This is a genomic window from Aeromonas sp. ZOR0002 (assembly GCF_963866995.1).
Classification (GTDB): Bacteria; Pseudomonadota; Gammaproteobacteria; order Enterobacterales; family Aeromonadaceae; genus Aeromonas; species Aeromonas caviae.
Window position 1 is genome coordinate 1 of record NZ_CAWMFQ010000285.1, and the last position, 18022, is coordinate 18022.

Below are 18022 nucleotides of genomic sequence, written 5' to 3' on the forward strand. Positions count from 1 at the left end.
GGCGGTCAGGGTGGTTTTACCGTGGTCAACGTGGCCGATGGTGCCGACGTTTACGTGCGGTTTATTACGCTCAAATTTTTCTTTAGACACGACGTAGTCCTTCTAGGTTAAACCCGCCTACCGTCGTAGGCGGGGAATCTTAAATTACTTGGATTTGCGCTCTTCGATCACGGCCTGGGCGACGTTGGTCGGGGCATCGTGATACTTGGCGAATTCCATGGCGTAGGAAGCACGACCCTGGGTAGCAGAACGCAGGGAGGTGGCGTAACCGAACATTTCGGCCAGCGGCACCAGCGCACGTACGATCTTGCCGGACGGGCCATCTTCCATGCCTTCGATCAGGCCGCGACGACGGTTCAGGTCACCGATCACGTCGCCCATGTAGTCTTCCGGAGTCTCGACTTCGACCTTCATGATCGGTTCGAGCAGTACCGGGTTGGCCTTCATGAAGCCAGCCTTGAACGCCAGAGAAGCAGCGATCTTGAACGCCAGTTCGGAAGAGTCGACATCGTGGTAGGAACCGAAGTGCAGACGCACACCCAGATCCATTACCGGATAGCCTGCCAGCGGGCCGGACTTCAGCTGCTCGCGGATACCCTTGTCAACACCCGGGATGAATTCGCCCGGAATCACGCCACCCTTGATGTCGTTGACGAATTCGTAGGCTTTGCCTTCTTCCAGCGGGTACATGTCGATAACGACGTGACCGTACTGACCACGACCACCGGACTGCTTGGCATGCTTGCCTTCGATGTCCTTGACGGTGTTGCGGATGGTTTCACGGTAGGCAACCTGCGGCTTACCTACGTTGGCTTCTACCTTGAACTCGCGACGCATACGGTCAACGATGATGTCCAGGTGCAGCTCACCCATACCGGCGATGATGGTTTGGCCAGATTCTTCGTCGGTCCATACGCGGAAGGACGGATCTTCCTGAGCCAGACGGCCCAGAGCCAGACCCATCTTCTCCTGGTCAGCCTTGGATTTCGGCTCAACGGCGATGGAGATTACCGGCTCCGGGAATTCCATACGCTCCAGGATGATCGGTGCGCTTTCGTCACACAGGGTATCACCGGTGGTGACGTCCTTCAGGCCGATGGCAGCAGCGATGTCGCCTGCGCGAACTTCTTTGATCTCTTCACGCTTGTTGGCATGCATCTGAACGATACGGCCGAAACGCTCGCGCTTCTCTTTAACGGAGTTCAGCACGGAGTCACCGGAGTTGACCACACCGGAGTAAACACGGAAGAAGGTCAGGTTGCCCACGAACGGGTCGGTAGCAATCTTGAATGCCAGAGCAGAGAACGGCTCGTCATCGGAAGCGTGACGCTCGTCCTTGGTCTCGCCATCCAGCTTCAGACCGTCGATAGCAGCAACGTCGGTCGGAGCCGGCAGGTACTCGACCACGGCATCCAGCATGGCCTGTACGCCCTTGTTCTTGAACGCGGAGCCACAGGTAACCAGGATGATTTCGTTGTTCAGAACACGCTGACGCAGAGCTTTCTTGATCTCTTCTTCAGTCAGTTCTTCACCACCCAGGTATTTTTCCATCAGGTCTTCAGACGCTTCAGCAGCGGCTTCAACCAGGTTCATGCGCATTTCTTGCGCCTGTTCCAGCAGCTCGGCCGGGACGTCTTCGTAGTCGAAGGATACGCCCTGGTCAGCTTCGCTCCAGTTGATGGCTTTCATCTTGACCAGGTCGATAACGCCCTTGAAGTTCTCTTCGGAACCGATGTTCAATTGCAGAGGAACCGGGTTACCTTTCAGACGGGTCTTGATGTGCTCAACGCAGCGCAGGAAGTTGGCACCGGTACGGTCCATCTTGTTGACGAACGCGATACGGGGAACCTTGTACTTGTTAGCCTGACGCCATACGGTTTCAGACTGGGGCTGTACGCCACCTACGGCACAGTACACCATCACGGCGCCATCCAGAACACGCATGGAACGCTCTACTTCGATAGTAAAGTCAACGTGGCCCGGGGTATCGATGATGTTGATACGGTGCGGTTGGAACTGTTTACCCATACCGGACCAGAAAGCGGTGGTCGCGGCGGAGGTGATGGTGATACCACGCTCTTGTTCCTGTTCCATCCAGTCCATGGTGGCGGCGCCATCGTGAACTTCACCGATCTTGTGACTTACACCGGTGTAAAACAGAACGCGCTCGGTAGTAGTAGTCTTACCGGCGTCGATGTGAGCGGAGATACCGATATTACGATAACGCTCAATGGGGGTTGTACGAGCCATTGTCATCCTCTTACTAGGGCGCTTGTCCCCAGATAATTAAAGGTGCGCAGAGTCATAAGACCCTGCGCAAGCGGATTACCAGCGGAAGTGAGCGAAGGCCTTGTTCGCTTCAGCCATACGGTGAACGTCTTCACGTTTCTTGACAGACGAACCCTTATTGTCAGCGGCATCCAGCAGCTCGCCAGCCAAACGCTGAGCCATTGATTTTTCACCACGTTTACGAGCGGCATCAACCAACCAGCGCATTGCCAGAGCATTGCGACGTACCGGACGAACTTCTACCGGCACCTGATAGGTTGCACCACCGACGCGACGAGATTTAACCTCGACCGCCGGACGAATGTTGTCCAGAGCGACTTCGAACAGGGCCAGGTGCTCTTTGCCAGATTTGGTGGCAATGATGTCCAGGGCGCCATAAACGATGGCTTCTGCAACAGATTTCTTACCGTCAACCATTACTACGTTGACAAATTTAGCCAGCAGCTCAGATCCGAACTTGGGATCCGGCAGGATTTTACGCTGACCAACAACACGACGTCTTGGCATTTCAAATTCTCCGTAACTTCAGGGGTTACCCAAAACTAGAAAGTTATCTAACTAGAAACGAATTAACGTTTGGCCTTACTTAACGGAGAACCATTAAGCTTTCGGACGCTTCACGCCGTACTTGGAGCGAGCCTGCTTACGGTCTTTAACACCGGCACAGTCCAACGCACCACGAACGGTGTGATAACGAACACCTGGCAAGTCTTTTACACGACCGCCACGGATCAGAACAACAGAGTGCTCTTGCAGGTTGTGACCTTCACCACCGATGTAGGAGGTGACTTCGAAGCCGTTGGTCAGACGTACACGGCATACTTTACGCAGTGCAGAGTTAGGCTTCTTCGGGGTGGTGGTGTATACACGGGTGCATACGCCACGCTTCTGAGGGCACGCTTCCAGCGCCGGCACGTTGCTTTTCACAACGAGCTTGATGCGTGGCTTGCGAACCAACTGGTTAATAGTTGCCATCAAAAGGCTCCTGATAATGACTTCATAAACGTGTGAAAAATCCTCCCCGCAGATACGGGGACGCGAAATTTTATGCCCTGTTGTCTGGGGAGTCAAGATTTATACAATTTGCACACCGAAATGGCAAATGACAATCGAATGACATTATGCTAAGCAACTGAGATAAAAAGGAAAAACAAGCCTAACCGCCCCAGGTCTGCGGTGATCCGTGCTCGACGATCAACCTGATCAAACCCGGCATATCGAGCTCCATCCCGATCCCGGATGACAAGCCTCTCGCTTGCAGGTCTTCCTTCATGACGTACAGGGGGACGTCTGCCAAGCGCTCGCACCACCCAGGGGCAGCAGCCGCCATCACGGCATCCTGCATCAACACCACCAGATCCCCTTCCATGCGGTAACGCAACGCCAACTCGAGATCCTGGCTCATGAAGGGAGAGTTCAATATCAGCTGTATCACGGGCACCTCAGAAGCAGATGTGGGTGGTGAAACCCGCCCAGCTACGGCGAATTTCCGCAGGAGAGAGCGGAATCACTGGGATTAGCAGATCCGCCGCCGTCAGTCCTCGCTCAGCCAGTGACACCGCACAGACATAGATCTCTTCGATGTCATACAGTTCCAGCATCTTGAAGGTCGGGGCGTAGTGACGCTGCAATATGGCGTGTGGTGATTGCTCCCTCACCAGTTGCATCACGCCATCCCCCACCAGAAAGAGTGCCAAGGACTCCGTCAATGCAGAGGTGGCCAGCAGAGCATCCAGCCCCTCCCGACCACTCGCCGAACCATGGGGACCACGCCGTGAGATAAACGCTATTCTGGTCATTTTGTCCCCCTAGAACTGAACGAAGCGATCAGCGATCAGTGCGGCTTCCGCCAACTGACCGAGCCCGCTCAGGCAGAATGGCGCTTCCAGATTGAAATGCTCCCGTCCCATTCCCTTGGCCTCCTGCTCATCCAGCACGCCACGGCGCATGGCCGCAGCCACACACACATCGATGCGGATACCCTGCTGGATGGCCAACTCGCGCCACAGTGCCACCAGGTCGGTCTCATCGCTGGCTGGCGCATGGAGGCCATTGGCATTGCACACCCCCTCCTGATAGAAGAAGAGGTGGGACAAGCGGTGTCCCTGCTCGACCAAACTCAGGGCAAAACGATAGGCCGTGCTGGCCGTCTGGGTGCCATAGGCGGGCCCGGTGACCAGCAGAGCAAAATTCAGACTCATGATCGCACTCCTGCACAACGGTGCATCCATTCTACCTCACAGACGCAAAAGCCCCTCCTGGGAGGGGCTTTTCCAATGAAACAGGCTCAGACGTAAGCGATGGCTTCGACTTCGACCAGTACATCCTTGGGCAGACGAGCAACTTCCACGCAGGAACGTGCCGGGGCGGACTCGCCAAAGTAGCGGGCATACACCTGGTTGAAGGCCACGAAGTTGTTCATGTCACTCAGGAAGCAGGTGGTCTTCAGTACCTTGCTGGTATCGGCCCCTGCGGCTTTCAAGACTGCGACCAGATTCTTCATCACCTGCTCTGCCTGAGCCTCGATGCCACCGGCAACGATGTCCATGGTGGCCGGATCGAGCGGGATCTGCCCGGAGGTAAAGACCAGCTCACCCAGCTTGGTAGCCTGGACATAAGGGCCAATTGCGGCAGGCGCCTTGTCGGTTGCAATCACTTCTTTAGCCATTGTTATCTATCCCCTATCTATGGCGCTTACTCGCTCTCTTCTTCACCCTGCTTGCGCTGTCGGATGTAGAGATACACGGTATGTTTGGAAATATTCAGCTTGTCGGCGACCAGGTTGATCGAATCCTTGATATCAAATATGCCCTTCTCGAACAACTGGGTCACGATAAAACGGTTCTTGGCATTGTTGGCCACGGAGGGATCACGATTGATCTCGTCGATGGTGTTGTCCACCGTCTGGGCAACCAGCTCTTCGACGCTGTTGGCGAAGGTCTCCGGTGATTGCCGCTCCACCTGCTGTGGTGTCGGGAAGAATTCGGCCACGAACTCGTGGAAAGGCGCATTGATGTGCAAATTGATGCAGATAAGGCCGATCACCTGCTTGTCGCGGTTACGGATGGCGATGGTGCTCGACTTCATCAAGGCACCGGTCCGACTGCGGGCAAAATAACTCTGGGTGTGATCCTGACCCGTGCTCTCGATGTCCTTGAGCATCCGCAGGGCGAGATCGGTGATCGGCGCCCCCAGAGTTCGACCCGTATTGAAACCATTCGCGATTTGGATCACGGACTCATGCAGATTTTCCAGGGAGTGGAGCACCACCTCGCAATGCTTGCCGAACAGATCGGCCAGGCCTTCGATAAGGCCCCCATATGAACGCAACAGCTCCCTGTCTTCGTCTGTAAAAGCGCGACCGCTCAGTTGCTCTTCGGGAAGCAGTACTTCCTCGATACCGACAGCCATGTTCTACCCCTGTAATACCCATTCAACTTTCCCGAGTTTTCAGTTGCGACGGGGCAATGTCAACTTTTTTTGATTTTTTGCTCTATAACCTTGCACTGGATCATCCCCCTGCCCCAGCCCAGTGCACGCTGGGCGCCGGATGGGAAATAAAAAAAGGGCCCCTAGAAGGGGCCCTTTTCGATCACTGCTGCGGAAGATTACTCTTCGTCAAAACTGCCGGCTGCGTTGAGCAGATCCGCCAGGTTTTGCTGAGCTTCATCGGCAGTCACCTGCGGCACACCGACAGCACGAGCTGCGGCGGCACGCTGGTTGATGCGGCTGTGGTGGTAGGCAAAGCCGGTACCAGCCGGGATCAGACGACCCACGATCACGTTCTCTTTCAGGCCGCGCAGTTCATCACGCTTGCCACCAACGGCTGCTTCGGTCAGCACGCGGGTGGTCTCCTGGAAGGAAGCCGCGGAGATGAAGGACTCGGTGCTCAGAGATGCCTTGGTAATACCCATCAGGATATGACGGTAGGTAGCCGGGGTCTTCCCTTCGGCAACCAGTTTACGGTTGGCAATCTTCACACGGGCCACTTCAACCTGTTCACCTTCGATCAGGTCGGTGTCGCCAGCGCTCAGGATCTCGCACTTGCGAAGCATCTGACGCACGATGACTTCGATGTGCTTGTCGTTGATCTTAACGCCTTGCAGACGGTAAACGTCCTGCACTTCGTTGGCGATGTAGTTGGCGACCGGGCTGATACCGCGCAGGCGCAGGATGTCATGAGCAGACTCGGGACCGTCCGCCAGCACTTCACCCTTCTCAACTTTTTCACCTTCGAACACGTTGAGGTGACGCCATTTCGGAATCATCTCTTCGTAGATCTCGCCACCATCGGTCGGGGTGATGACCAGACGGCGTTTGCCCTTGGTCTCTTTCCCGAAGGAGATGGTACCGGAGATCTCGGCCAGGATGGCCGGCTCTTTCGGCTGACGTGCTTCGAACAGATCCGCAACGCGCGGCAGACCACCGGTGATGTCCTTGGTACCGCTGGACTCTTGCGGGATACGCGCAACCGCGTCACCCACGCCCACGTTGGCACCATCTTCCAGGTTCACGATCGCCTTGCCCGGCAGGAAGTACTGGGCGGGAACGTCGGTGCCCGGGATCATCACATCCTTGCCGTTCAGGTCGACCAGTTTCACGGTCGGACGCATCTCTTTACCGGCGCTCGGACGCTCGTTGACATCCAGTACGACGATGGAAGAGAGGCCGGTCAGCTCGTCAGTCTGACGAGTGATGGTCACACCGTCGATCATGTGTTCGAAGTGCAGACGACCCGCCACTTCGGTGATGATCGGGTGGGTGTGCGGGTCCCAGTTCGCGACGGTATCACCGGCGTTCACCGCTTCGCCATCCTTCACTTCCAGCACGGAACCGTAAGGCAGCTTGTGGCTTTCCTTGGTACGGCCCATCTCGTCCATGATGGTCAGCTCGGTAGAACGGGAGGTGATAACCAGCTTGTCAGAGTTGTTCAGAACGAACTTGGCGTTCTGCAACTTGATGCTACCGGTGTTCTTCACCTGGATGCTGCTCTCGGCAGCCGCTCGGGATGCGGCACCACCGATGTGGAAGGTACGCATCGTCAGCTGGGTACCCGGTTCACCGATGGACTGAGCGGCGATAACACCGACAGCCTCACCCTTGTTAACCAGGTGACCACGGGCCAGATCACGGCCGTAGCAGTGAGCACAGTTACCGAAGTCGGTCTCACAGGTGATGGCAGAACGTACCTTCACGCGGTCGACGGAGTTGCGCTCCAGCAGGTCACACAGCTGCTCGTCGAGCAGGGTGTTGCGCGCTACCAGCACTTCATCCTCGGTACCCGGCTTGATCACGTCTTCGGCCACCACACGACCCAGCACGCGCTCACGCAGCGGCTCGACCACGTCGCCACCCTCGATCAGCGGAGTCATCCACAGACCGTCGGTAGTGCCGCAATCGTCCTCGGTGATCACCATGTCCTGGGCCACGTCAACCAGACGACGGGTCAGGTAACCGGAGTTCGCTGTCTTCAGTGCGGTATCCGCCAGACCTTTACGAGCACCGTGAGTGGAGATGAAGTACTGCAGTACGTTCAGGCCTTCACGGAAGTTCGCCACGATCGGCGTTTCGATGATGGAGCCATCCGGCTTCGCCATCAGGCCACGCATACCGGCCAGCTGACGGATCTGGGCGGCGGAGCCCCGCGCACCAGAGTCGGCCATCATGAAGATGCTGTTGAAGGAGGCTTGCTCTTCCTCATCGCCCAGGGAGTTGACGTTACGCTCCTTGGAAAGGTTGTCCATCATGGCCTTGGAGACGCGATCGTTCGCGCTGGCCCAGATATCGATAACCTTGTTGTAACGTTCGCCCGCGGTCACCAGACCGGACAGGAACTGGTCCTGGATCTCGGCGACTTCGGCTTCTGCAGCAGCGATGATGTCTTTCTTGGCATCCGGGATGACCATGTCATCGATACCAACAGAGGCACCAGACAGGGCCGCGTAGTGGAAACCGGTATACATCAGCTGGTCAGCGAAGATGACGGTATCCTTCAGGCCCTGCTTGCGATAGCAGGTGTTCAGCAGACGGGAGATGAGCTTTTTGCCCAGCGCCTTGTTGGAGACGCACTTGATCCAGTTCTGCGGGTTGACGTCCAAGTCAGCCTGCTCTGCAGCAGTCAGTACCTTGGGCTCGTCGATCAGAGCGTATTCCATGCCTTTGGGCAGGATCAGGCTCAGGATCGCACGACCAACGGTGGTGTTCTTCATCTCGGTCTTGGCAACCAGTTCACCGGCTTCGTTCTTCACGTACTCGGTGATGCGGCACTTGACGCGAGCATGCAGGTCGGCCAGGCCGGCACGGTAGACCTTCTCGGCCTCTTTCGGGCCGGACAGCACCATACCTTCACCCTTCGCATTGATGCGGGCGCGGGTCATGTAGTACAGACCCAAGACCACGTCCTGGGAAGGAACGATGATCGGCTCACCGGAGGCAGGCGACAGGATGTTGTTGGTGGACATCATCAGGGCACGCGCTTCCAGCTGGGCTTCCAGGGTCAGCGGTACGTGGACCGCCATCTGGTCACCGTCGAAGTCCGCGTTATAGGCGGCACAGACGAGCGGGTGCAGCTGGATGGCCTTGCCTTCGATCAGGGTCGGTTCAAACGCCTGGATACCCAGACGGTGCAGGGTCGGCGCACGGTTCAGCAGAACCGGGTGTTCGCGGATCACTTCGTCCAAGATGTCCCAGACGACGGCTTCTTCGCGCTCCACCATCTTCTTGGCGGCCTTGATCGTGGTCGCCAGACCGCGGGATTCCAGCTTGCCGTAGATGAAGGGCTTGAACAGCTCAAGTGCCATCTTCTTCGGCAGACCGCACTGATGCAGACGCAGGGTCGGACCTACGGTGATAACGGAACGACCAGAGTAGTCGACACGCTTACCCAGCAGGTTCTGACGGAAACGACCTTGCTTACCCTTGATCATGTCGGCCAGGGATTTCAGCGGGCGCTTGTTGGAACCGGTGATGGCACGACCACGACGGCCGTTGTCCAGCAGGGCATCCACGGACTCTTGCAGCATGCGCTTTTCGTTGCGCACGATGATGTCCGGCGCAGCCAGATCCAGCAGACGCTTCAAGCGGTTGTTACGGTTAATCACGCGACGGTACAGATCGTTCAGATCGGAGGTCGCGAAACGACCGCCGTCCAGCGGTACCAGCGGACGCAGGTCCGGCGGCAGCACGGGCAGCACTGTCATGATCATCCACTCCGGCTTGTTGCCGGATTGCAGGAAGGCTTCCATCAGCTTCAGACGCTTGGTGGTCTTCTTGCGTTTGGTCTCGGAGTTGGTCTGATCCAGCTCCTCACGCATGGCTTTGACTTCACCTTCCAGATCGATGGCGCGCAGCAGAGCCAGAATGGCCTCGGCACCCATCTTGGCGTCGAATTCGTCGCCCCACTCTTCCAGTGCGTCCAGATAGTTCTCTTCGGAGAGCATCTGGCTGCGCTCGAGGTTGGTCATGCCGGGTTCGATCACTACATAGGATTCGAAATACAGCACGCGCTCGATGTCACGCAGGGTCATGTCCAGCAGCAGACCGATACGGGACGGCAGGGACTTCAGGAACCAGATGTGGGCAGTCGGGCTGGCCAGCTCGATGTGGCCCATGCGCTCACGACGGACCTTGGTCTGGGTCACTTCTACGCCGCACTTCTCACAGATCACACCACGGTGTTTCAGGCGCTTGTACTTGCCGCACAGACACTCGTAGTCCTTCACCGGTCCGAAGATACGGGCGCAGAACAGACCATCACGCTCCGGCTTGAAAGTCCGGTAGTTGATGGTCTCAGGCTTTTTGACCTCACCGAATGACCAGGAGCGGATCATGTCAGGAGAGGCCAGACCGATCTTGATACTGTCAAACTCTTCGGTCTTGGTCTGAGCCTTCAAAAACTTGAGTAAGTCTTTCACGTGTTTCCCCTGTCAGGAGTCTAACCTCGGCGCCCCGGCTGCCGAAACAGCGGGGCGCCCACGTCAATTCTCGAACAATAAGAGCGAGCTCTTACTCTTCGTCCAGCTCGATGTTGATACCCAGAGAGCGGATTTCCTTCAGCAATACGTTGAAGGATTCGGGCATGCCCGGCTCCATACGGTGGTCGCCATCCACGATGTTCTTGTACATCTTGGTACGGCCGTTCACATCGTCAGACTTGACGGTCAGCATTTCCTGCAGGGTATATGCCGCACCGTAAGCCTCCAGGGCCCACACTTCCATCTCACCGAACCGCTGACCACCGAACTGCGCCTTACCACCCAGCGGCTGCTGGGTAACCAGGCTGTAGGAACCGGTAGAACGCGCGTGCATCTTGTCGTCTACCAGGTGGTTCAGCTTCAGCATGTACATGTAACCCACGGTGACCTTGCGCTCGAAGGCGTTACCGGTACGACCGTCGAACAGGGAGATCTGACCGGATTCCGGCAGATCGGCCAGCTTCAGCAAGGCTTTGATTTCGCGCTCTTTGGCACCATCAAAGACAGGTGTAGCCACCGGCAGCCCCTTACGCAGGTTACCCACCAGGGTACGCACGTCGTCGTCAGACAGTTCGGCAATGTTCACTTGCTGGGAGTCCTTCTCGCCCAGGTCATAGACCTGTTGCAGGAACTCGCGCATCTCGTGCAGCTCGCGCTGTTCTTTGATCATGCGGTCGATCTTCTCGCCGATGCCCTTGGCCGCGAGGCCCAGGTGCACTTCGAGGATCTGACCGATGTTCATACGAGACGGTACACCCAGCGGGTTCAGTACGATGTCGACCGGACGGCCGTACTCGTCATGGGGCATATCCTCGACCGGACAGATCTTGGAGATAACACCCTTGTTACCGTGACGGCCCGCCATCTTGTCACCCGGCTGGATGCGACGCTTGACGGCCAGATAGACCTTGACGATCTTCAGTACGCCCGGCGCCAGGTCATCGCCCTGGATGATCTTGCGACGCTTGTTCTCGAATTTCTTGTCGAACTCGGCCTTCAGCTCAACGTGCTGTTCAGCGATCTGCTCCAGCTCGATTTGCTTGGCTTCATCTTCGATGGCCAGCTCAAACCACTTGGAACGATCGAGCTTGTTCAGACGATCTTCGCTGTAACCGGCGGCCAGCAGCAGGTTGCGGGAACGGCCAAAGATGCCGTCTTCCAGGATCTTGAACTCTTCGGTCAAGTCCTTCTTCGCTTCCTTCAGCTGCATCTCTTCGATTTCTTTGGCACGCTTGTCTTTTTCCACGCCATCGCGGGTAAAGACTTGCACGTCAACCACGGTACCGTACACACCGTTCGGCACTCGCAGGGAGGAGTCCTTCACGTCGGACGCCTTCTCACCGAAGATGGCGCGCAGCAGCTTCTCTTCCGGAGTCAGCTGGGTTTCACCTTTCGGAGTCACCTTGCCGACCAGAATGTCGCCGCCCTTCACTTCGGCACCCACGTAGACGATGCCGGACTCGTCCAGCTTGGACAGAGCGGCTTCACCCACGTTCGGGATGTCAGCAGTGATCTCTTCCGGACCCAGCTTGGTGTCACGGGAGATACAGGCCAGTTCCTGGATGTGAATGGTGGTCAGGCGATCTTCCTGAACAACACGCTCGTTCACCAGGATCGAGTCTTCGAAGTTGTAACCGTTCCACGGCATGAACGCGACGCGCAGGTTCTGACCCAGCGCCAGTTCACCCAGGTCGGTGGACGGGCCGTCAGCCAGTACGTCGCCAGCCATGACCGGCTCACCCAACATCACGCACGGACGCTGGTTGATACAGGTGTTCTGGTTGGAACGGGTGTATTTGGTCAGACTGTAGATGTCGATGCCAGCTTCGCCAGGCAGCAGCTCATCTTCGTTGACCTTGATAACGATACGGGAGGCATCGACATAGTCGATCATACCGCCACGCTTGGCCACTACGGTCACACCGGAGTCAACGGCCACTGCGCGTTCCATACCGGTACCTACCAGCGGCTTGTCAGCGCGCAGGGTCGGTACAGCCTGACGTTGCATGTTTGAACCCATCAATGCGCGGTTCGCGTCATCGTGTTCCAGGAACGGGATCAGGGCCGCTGCCACAGAGACGATCTGTTGCGGGCTCACGTCCATGTACTGGATCTGGTCGGCGTTCATAAAGGTGGATTCACCTTTGTGACGGCACGGGATCAATTCATCTTTCAGACGGCCATCTTCGGTGGTCGCGGCGTTGGCCTGTGCGATCACGTACTTGCCTTCTTCAATCGCAGACAGGTAATCCACTTCGTCGGTGATCACACCGTCGATCACCTTGCGGTACGGGGTCTCGAGGAAACCGTACTCGTTGGTGCGGGAATACACGGACAGCGAGTTGATCAGACCGATGTTCGGACCTTCCGGCGTTTCGATGGGGCACAGACGACCGTAGTGGGTCGGGTGTACGTCTCGAACTTCGAAACCGGCACGCTCACGGGTCAGACCGCCCGGGCCCAGCGCGGAGATACGGCGCTTGTGGGTCACTTCGGACAGCGGGTTGTTCTGGTCCATGAACTGGGACAGCTGGCTGGAACCAAAGAACTCTTTGACCGCGGCGGAGATCGGCTTGGCGTTGATCAGATCCTGCGGCATCAGGGTGTCCAGATCGCCCAGAGACAGGCGCTCCTTCACCGCACGCTCGACACGGACCAGACCAACACGGAACTGGTTCTCGGCCATTTCACCGACAGAACGGATACGACGGTTACCAAGGTGGTCGATATCGTCCACTTCGTCGTTACCGTTACGGATATCGATCAGGCGCTTCATGACCTCGACGATATCGTCCTTGGTCAGCACGCCAACGCCTGTCTCGTCTTCACGACCCAAACGGCGGTTGAACTTCATCCGACCTACGGTAGACAGGTCGTAACGCTCGGAAGAGAAGAACAGGTTCTCGAACAGCTGCTCGGCCGCTTCACGAGTGGGCGGCTCGCCCGGACGCATCATGCGATAGATCTCGACCAGGGCTTCCAGGCGGCTGGAGCTGGAGTCGATACGCAGGGTCTCGGACATGTAGGCACCGTGATCCAGTTCGTTGGTGAACAGAACCTCGAAGTGCTTGAAGCCGGCTTGGGACAGGTTGGCAACCGCTTCCAGGCTCAGCGCCTGGTTGGCAGTGACAACCATCTCACCAGTCTGCGGGTGCGCGTAGTTCTTGGCTGCAACTTTGCCAACAACATACTCTACCGGCACCTCGATCTGGGTGATGCCGTCTTTTTCCAGCTGACGGATGTGACGGGCAGTGACACGACGACCGGTCTCGACCACCACAGCGCCATTGGCAATGATGTCGAAGGTCGCGGTCTCGCCACGCAGGCGCTCGGGCACCAGATCCATCATCAACTTGCCATCCTTGACTTCGAAACCGATGGTCTCGAAGAAGGTGGCCAGGATTTCTTCGGAACTGAAGTCCAGGGCGCGCAGAATAATGGAGGCTGGCAGTTTACGACGACGGTCGATACGGACAAACAGGTTGTCTTTCGCATCGAACTCGAAGTCCAACCAGGAGCCACGGTAGGGGATAACGCGAGCGTTATAAAGCACCTTACCGGATGAATGTGTTTTGCCTTTATCGTGGTCGAAGAAGACGCCCGGGCTGCGGTGCAGCTGGGAGACGATGACCCGCTCGGTACCATTGATGACAAAGGTGCCGTTTTCGGTCATGAGCGGAATTTCGCCCATGTAAACTTCTTGTTCCTTGATGTCTTTGACGGTGCCGGCAGCTGCTTCACGGTCGTACAGAACCATACGAAGCTTGACACGCAGCGGCGCGGAGTAGGTCACTCCACGGATCTGGCATTCTTTTACGTCAAATACCGGCTCACCCAGGCGATAGCTGACATACTGAAGCTCAGCACTACCGGAGTAACTGGTGATCGGGAAAACGCTACGGAAGGCGGCTTCTAGGCCGTACTCACCTTCCGGGTCAGCCTCGATGAACTGCTTGAAGGAGTCCAGCTGAATGGACAACAGATAAGGCGTGTCCAGTACCTGGTCTCGCTTACCGAAGTCCTTACGTATGCGTTTTTTTTCGGTATAAGAGTAAACCATAGGGTTCCTCAGCTCGCTGATAAGTGACCCACTCTGTCCCCACGGGACAGCTCTGTCTCAACACCGTTTTGTGTTGGCCCGGACGATGAGGCGGTCCGGATTGCTGGTGCACCGAGAGTCGTGAACGGTGTGAAATACTCTCAGTCTACAGCGCAAAAAGGCTGGTGAATAAAGATTCACCAGCCTTAGCCTGTTTTATCAGGCTAATCTACATAAATGCAGATTATTTGATCTCAACAGAAGCACCGGCAGCTTCCAGCTCTTTCTTCAGAGCTTCAGCTTCGTCCTTGGACACGGCTTCTTTCAGATTGGTCGGAGCAGCTTCTACCAGGTCCTTGGCTTCTTTCAGGCCCAGACCGGTAGCGCCACGAACGGCCTTGATGACGGCAACTTTGTTGGCGCCAGCAGCAGTCAGAACTACGTCGAACTCGGTCTTCTCTTCTACTGCTTCAGCAGCAGCCGGGCCAGCCATGACGGCAGCAGCGGCAGAAACACCGAACTTCTCTTCCATAGCTTCGATCAGCTCAACAACTTCCATTACGGACATGGAAGCAACGGCTTCGATGATTTGGTCTTTAGTGATAGACATGACAAAAATTCCTGATGTTGAATAAACTCAAACAGCCTAGATAGGCGAGAATCAAGCAGCAGCTTGTTTCTGGTCGCGAACAGCAGCGATAGTACGAACCAGCTTGCCAGCAGAGGCTTCCTTCATGGTAGCCATCAACTTCGCAATTGCTTCTTCGTAAGTCGGCAGCGTGGCCAGACGATCAATTTGTGCTGCGGCGATAAACTCACCGTTAAAAGCGCCAGCCTTGATTTCGAACTTTTGGTTCGCTTTGGCAAACTCTTTGAACAGACGAGCGGCAGCGCCCGGGTGTTCGTTAGAGAAAGCAATCAAGGTAGGACCGGTAAATGCGTCGTTCAGGCACTCGTATTCGGTACCTTCTACCGCGCGACGCAGCAGGGTGTTACGCACAACGCGCATGTACACACCAGCTTCACGAGCGGTCTTACGCAGGACGGTCATCTTGTCTACAGTGACGCCGCGAGAATCGGCTACAACTGCAGAAAGAGCGCCTTTGGCAGCTTCGTTGACTTCAGCAACAATTGCCTTTTTGTCTTCGAGTCCCAATGCCATTGGCTTAACTCCTGGATTGAATCCGGGTCTGTTGACCCAGTACTGACACATCCCCCCTACCTTTACAACAGAGGGGAACGATGCGGTAGCAGGATTCCAGAAGAGAAAGAATCTTTCTCGCTGGGTTTCCGGCACCGTCTACGCAGGAAAAATTAAGGCTTTGCGGCCTCCTGCGGTCTTGGACGGAGGTCGAAACCCCCAACCAATCAAGGCGCAAAATTATAGATTAAATTTTGCGCCTTGTAAAACCCATCAATTAGGCCTGAGCTTCCAGGGAAGCTTGGTCTACGGCAACACCGGCACCCATGGTGGTGGAGATGCTGACTTTCTTGATGAATACACCCTTGGCGGAGGACGGCTTGGCCTTCTTCAAGGCAACCAGCAGAGCTTCCAGGTTTTCTTTCAGCTGAACTTCGTTGAAAGAGACCTTGCCCAGAGTGGTATGAATGATACCGTTCTTATCGTTACGGTAACGAACCTGACCAGCCTTGGCGTTCTTGACGGCTTCGGCTACGTTCGGAGTGACGGTACCCACTTTCGGGTTCGGCATCAGACCGCGCGGGCCCAGGATTTGACCCAGTTGACCAACAACACGCATGGCATCCGGGGATGCGATGACGACGTCGAAGTTCATCTCGCCTTTCTTGACCAGCTCAGCCAGGTCATCCATACCAACCAGTTCAGCACCGGCAGCCTTGGCGGCTTCGGCGTTGGCACCCTGGGTGAACACGGCGACACGGATGTCACGACCGGTACCGTGCGGCAGTACAGTTGCACCACGTACGTTCTGGTCGGATTTACGAGCATCGATACCCAGGTTAACGGCAACGTCAACGCTTTCAACGAACTTGGCAGTAGCCAGTTCTTTCAGCAGGGCAATGGCTTCGTTGATGGAGTACTCTTTGGTACCGTCAACTTTTTCGCGAATAACGCGCATACGCTTGGACAGTTTAGCCATTGTCTTACTCCTCCACTACCAGGCCCATGGAACGAGCGGAACCGGCGATGCAACGTACTTTTGCATCCAGATCGGCACCAGTCATATCCGGCTCTTTGGTCTTGGCGATTTCTTGCAGCTGAGCCACAGTCACCTTACCAACCTTGTCTTTGTTCGGCTTGGCGGAACCAGACTGGATACCAGCGGCTTTCTTCAGCAGGAAGGAAGCGGGCGGAGTCTTGGTTTCGAAGGTGAAGGAACGGTCGCTGTAAACGGTGATCACGACCGGAGTCGGAGAACCTTTTTCCAGCTTTTCTGTACGGGCGTTGAATGCCTTACAGAATTCCATGATGTTCACACCGTGCTGACCCAGAGCAGGACCAACGGGAGGGCTGGGGTTAGCACTGCCAGCCTTAACTTGCAGCTTGATATAAGCTGTGACTTTCTTAGCCATTACAAAAATACCTCAAAAATGGGTTCTAACGCCTCGGAGACATGCTCCTGCAAACGGCTCCCCAACAAATAAAGGGGCAGCGAATTATAGAGATAATCGCTGCCCCTGACAACCGTTAAACGTACAGAGATTAATCAGCCTTTTTCGACCTGACCAAAATCCAGTTCTACCGGCGTTGAGCGGCCGAAGATCAGTACGGAGACCTTCACGCGGCTCTTTTCGTAGTCCACCTCTTCAACGGTACCGTTGAAGTCGGCGAACGGACCATCGGCAACCCGGACCATCTCACCCGGTTCAAACAGGGTTTTCGGACGCGGTTTGTCGTGGGCATCTTGCAGACGGTTGAGGATGGCATCCGCTTCTTTATCGGAGATCGGAGCCGGACGGTCGGAAGTACCGCCGATGAAGCCCATGACGCGCGGTACATTGCGTACCAAGTGCCATGTGGTTTCATCCATCACCATCTGGACCAGGACGTATCCTGGGAAAAATTTGCGCTCACTCTTGCGCTTCTGGCCAGCACGCATCTCGACCACTTCTTCGGTCGGGACCAGCACTTCACCAAACAGCTCTTCCATGCCATGCATCTTGATATGTTCACGCAGGGATTTGGCAACACGGCCTTCGTAGCCGGAAAATGCCTGCACGACATACCATCTCATACGCTGTTCACGTTGTTCAGTCATGGCTTATCCTTACACACCGGTAATCAGGTTGACCAACCAGACCAAGGCGCCGTCCAACACGAACAGCAGCAGCCCCATCACGGCAGTCACCGCCAGCACAATCAGGGTTGTCTGAATGGCTTCCTGACGGGTCGGCCATACGACCTTGCGGACTTCCAGGCGAGACTCACGGGCAAACGCCAGTGTTGCCTTGCCCTTGGTGGTTTGCAGGGCCACTGCACCGGCAGCAGCGATGACAACGACCACACCCAGGGCGCGGACGGCAGCAATAACGTCGCTCAGCAGGTAATTGCCCACTACAGCGGCCGCCAAGATGATGAAAACCAGGCCCCAAAGCAGGGTATCCTTGCTTCCGCCCTGACCCTCAGAACTAACACTCATACAACCCACCTGTATCTGACGTAACCAAAGACACAAAAGCCCCGTACGAGACGAGGTATATGGCAGGGGCGGCAGGACTCGAACCCGCAACCATCGGTTTT

Annotated in this window: 17 protein-coding genes; all 17 read right to left on the reverse strand. The window is 56.3% G+C overall.

The features are described 5' to 3' along the window. The coding region (locus tag AACR77_RS15420; RefSeq protein WP_042882060.1) for a GTP-binding protein at positions 1-90 on the reverse strand (90 nt) is incomplete at its 3' end. A 54-nt stretch (positions 91-144) separates the two neighbouring features. Then, positions 145-2250, reverse strand: coding sequence for an elongation factor G (fusA, locus tag AACR77_RS15425; protein ID WP_010675948.1), 2106 nt, complete (start codon positions 2248-2250; stop codon positions 145-147). A 75-nt stretch (positions 2251-2325) separates the two neighbouring features. After that, complete coding sequence (gene rpsG, locus AACR77_RS15430; protein WP_010675949.1) at positions 2326-2796, reverse strand: 30S ribosomal protein S7; 471 nt, start codon at positions 2794-2796, stop codon at positions 2326-2328. A 93-nt stretch (positions 2797-2889) separates the two neighbouring features. Then, complete coding sequence (gene rpsL, locus AACR77_RS15435; protein ID WP_005306278.1) at positions 2890-3264, reverse strand: 30S ribosomal protein S12; 375 nt, start codon at positions 3262-3264, stop codon at positions 2890-2892. 181 nt (positions 3265-3445) lie between these two features. Then, complete coding sequence (tusB, locus tag AACR77_RS15440) at positions 3446-3724, reverse strand: sulfurtransferase complex subunit TusB (protein ID WP_029314859.1); 279 nt, start codon at positions 3722-3724, stop codon at positions 3446-3448. Positions 3725-3731: 7 nt separating this feature from the next. Further along, on the reverse strand, positions 3732-4088 hold the full coding sequence (tusC, locus tag AACR77_RS15445) for a sulfurtransferase complex subunit TusC (protein WP_029314860.1): 357 nt from the start codon (positions 4086-4088) through the stop codon (positions 3732-3734). Between the two features lie 9 nt (positions 4089-4097). Further along, positions 4098-4490: a sulfurtransferase complex subunit TusD gene (gene tusD, locus AACR77_RS15450; RefSeq protein WP_042878457.1), complete on the reverse strand. Its 393-nt coding sequence runs from the start codon at positions 4488-4490 to the stop codon at positions 4098-4100. 86 nt (positions 4491-4576) lie between these two features. Then, positions 4577-4957, reverse strand: a complete 381-nt coding sequence (locus AACR77_RS15455) for a RidA family protein (protein ID WP_010675953.1) — start codon at positions 4955-4957, stop codon at positions 4577-4579. A gap of 26 nt (positions 4958-4983) precedes the next feature. After that, the gene (locus tag AACR77_RS15460) at positions 4984-5700 is read right to left on the reverse strand and encodes a helix-turn-helix transcriptional regulator (RefSeq protein ID WP_010675954.1); all 717 of its coding nucleotides are present in this window, start codon (positions 5698-5700) and stop codon (positions 4984-4986) included. 197 nt (positions 5701-5897) lie between these two features. Beyond that, positions 5898-10202: a DNA-directed RNA polymerase subunit beta' gene (rpoC, locus tag AACR77_RS15465; RefSeq protein WP_042878459.1), complete on the reverse strand. Its 4305-nt coding sequence runs from the start codon at positions 10200-10202 to the stop codon at positions 5898-5900. A gap of 91 nt (positions 10203-10293) precedes the next feature. After that, positions 10294-14322: a DNA-directed RNA polymerase subunit beta gene (gene rpoB / locus AACR77_RS15470; RefSeq protein ID WP_010675956.1), complete on the reverse strand. Its 4029-nt coding sequence runs from the start codon at positions 14320-14322 to the stop codon at positions 10294-10296. 223 nt (positions 14323-14545) lie between these two features. Further along, complete coding sequence (gene rplL, locus AACR77_RS15475) at positions 14546-14911, reverse strand: 50S ribosomal protein L7/L12 (RefSeq protein ID WP_010675957.1); 366 nt, start codon at positions 14909-14911, stop codon at positions 14546-14548. Between the two features lie 51 nt (positions 14912-14962). Continuing rightward, positions 14963-15463: a 50S ribosomal protein L10 gene (gene rplJ / locus AACR77_RS15480; RefSeq protein WP_005339895.1), complete on the reverse strand. Its 501-nt coding sequence runs from the start codon at positions 15461-15463 to the stop codon at positions 14963-14965. Between the two features lie 256 nt (positions 15464-15719). Next, the gene (gene rplA / locus AACR77_RS15485) at positions 15720-16421 is read right to left on the reverse strand and encodes a 50S ribosomal protein L1 (RefSeq protein WP_010675958.1); all 702 of its coding nucleotides are present in this window, start codon (positions 16419-16421) and stop codon (positions 15720-15722) included. 4 nt (positions 16422-16425) lie between these two features. After that, the gene (gene rplK, locus AACR77_RS15490) at positions 16426-16854 is read right to left on the reverse strand and encodes a 50S ribosomal protein L11 (protein ID WP_005306313.1); all 429 of its coding nucleotides are present in this window, start codon (positions 16852-16854) and stop codon (positions 16426-16428) included. A gap of 134 nt (positions 16855-16988) precedes the next feature. Next, positions 16989-17540, reverse strand: coding sequence for a transcription termination/antitermination protein NusG (gene nusG, locus AACR77_RS15495; protein ID WP_010675959.1), 552 nt, complete (start codon positions 17538-17540; stop codon positions 16989-16991). Positions 17541-17549: 9 nt separating this feature from the next. Beyond that, positions 17550-17921 carry a preprotein translocase subunit SecE gene (gene secE, locus AACR77_RS15500; protein ID WP_010675960.1) on the reverse strand — a complete coding sequence of 124 codons (372 nt, stop codon included), beginning with the start codon at positions 17919-17921 and terminating at the stop codon, positions 17550-17552. Positions 17922-18022 lie beyond the last annotated feature (101 nt).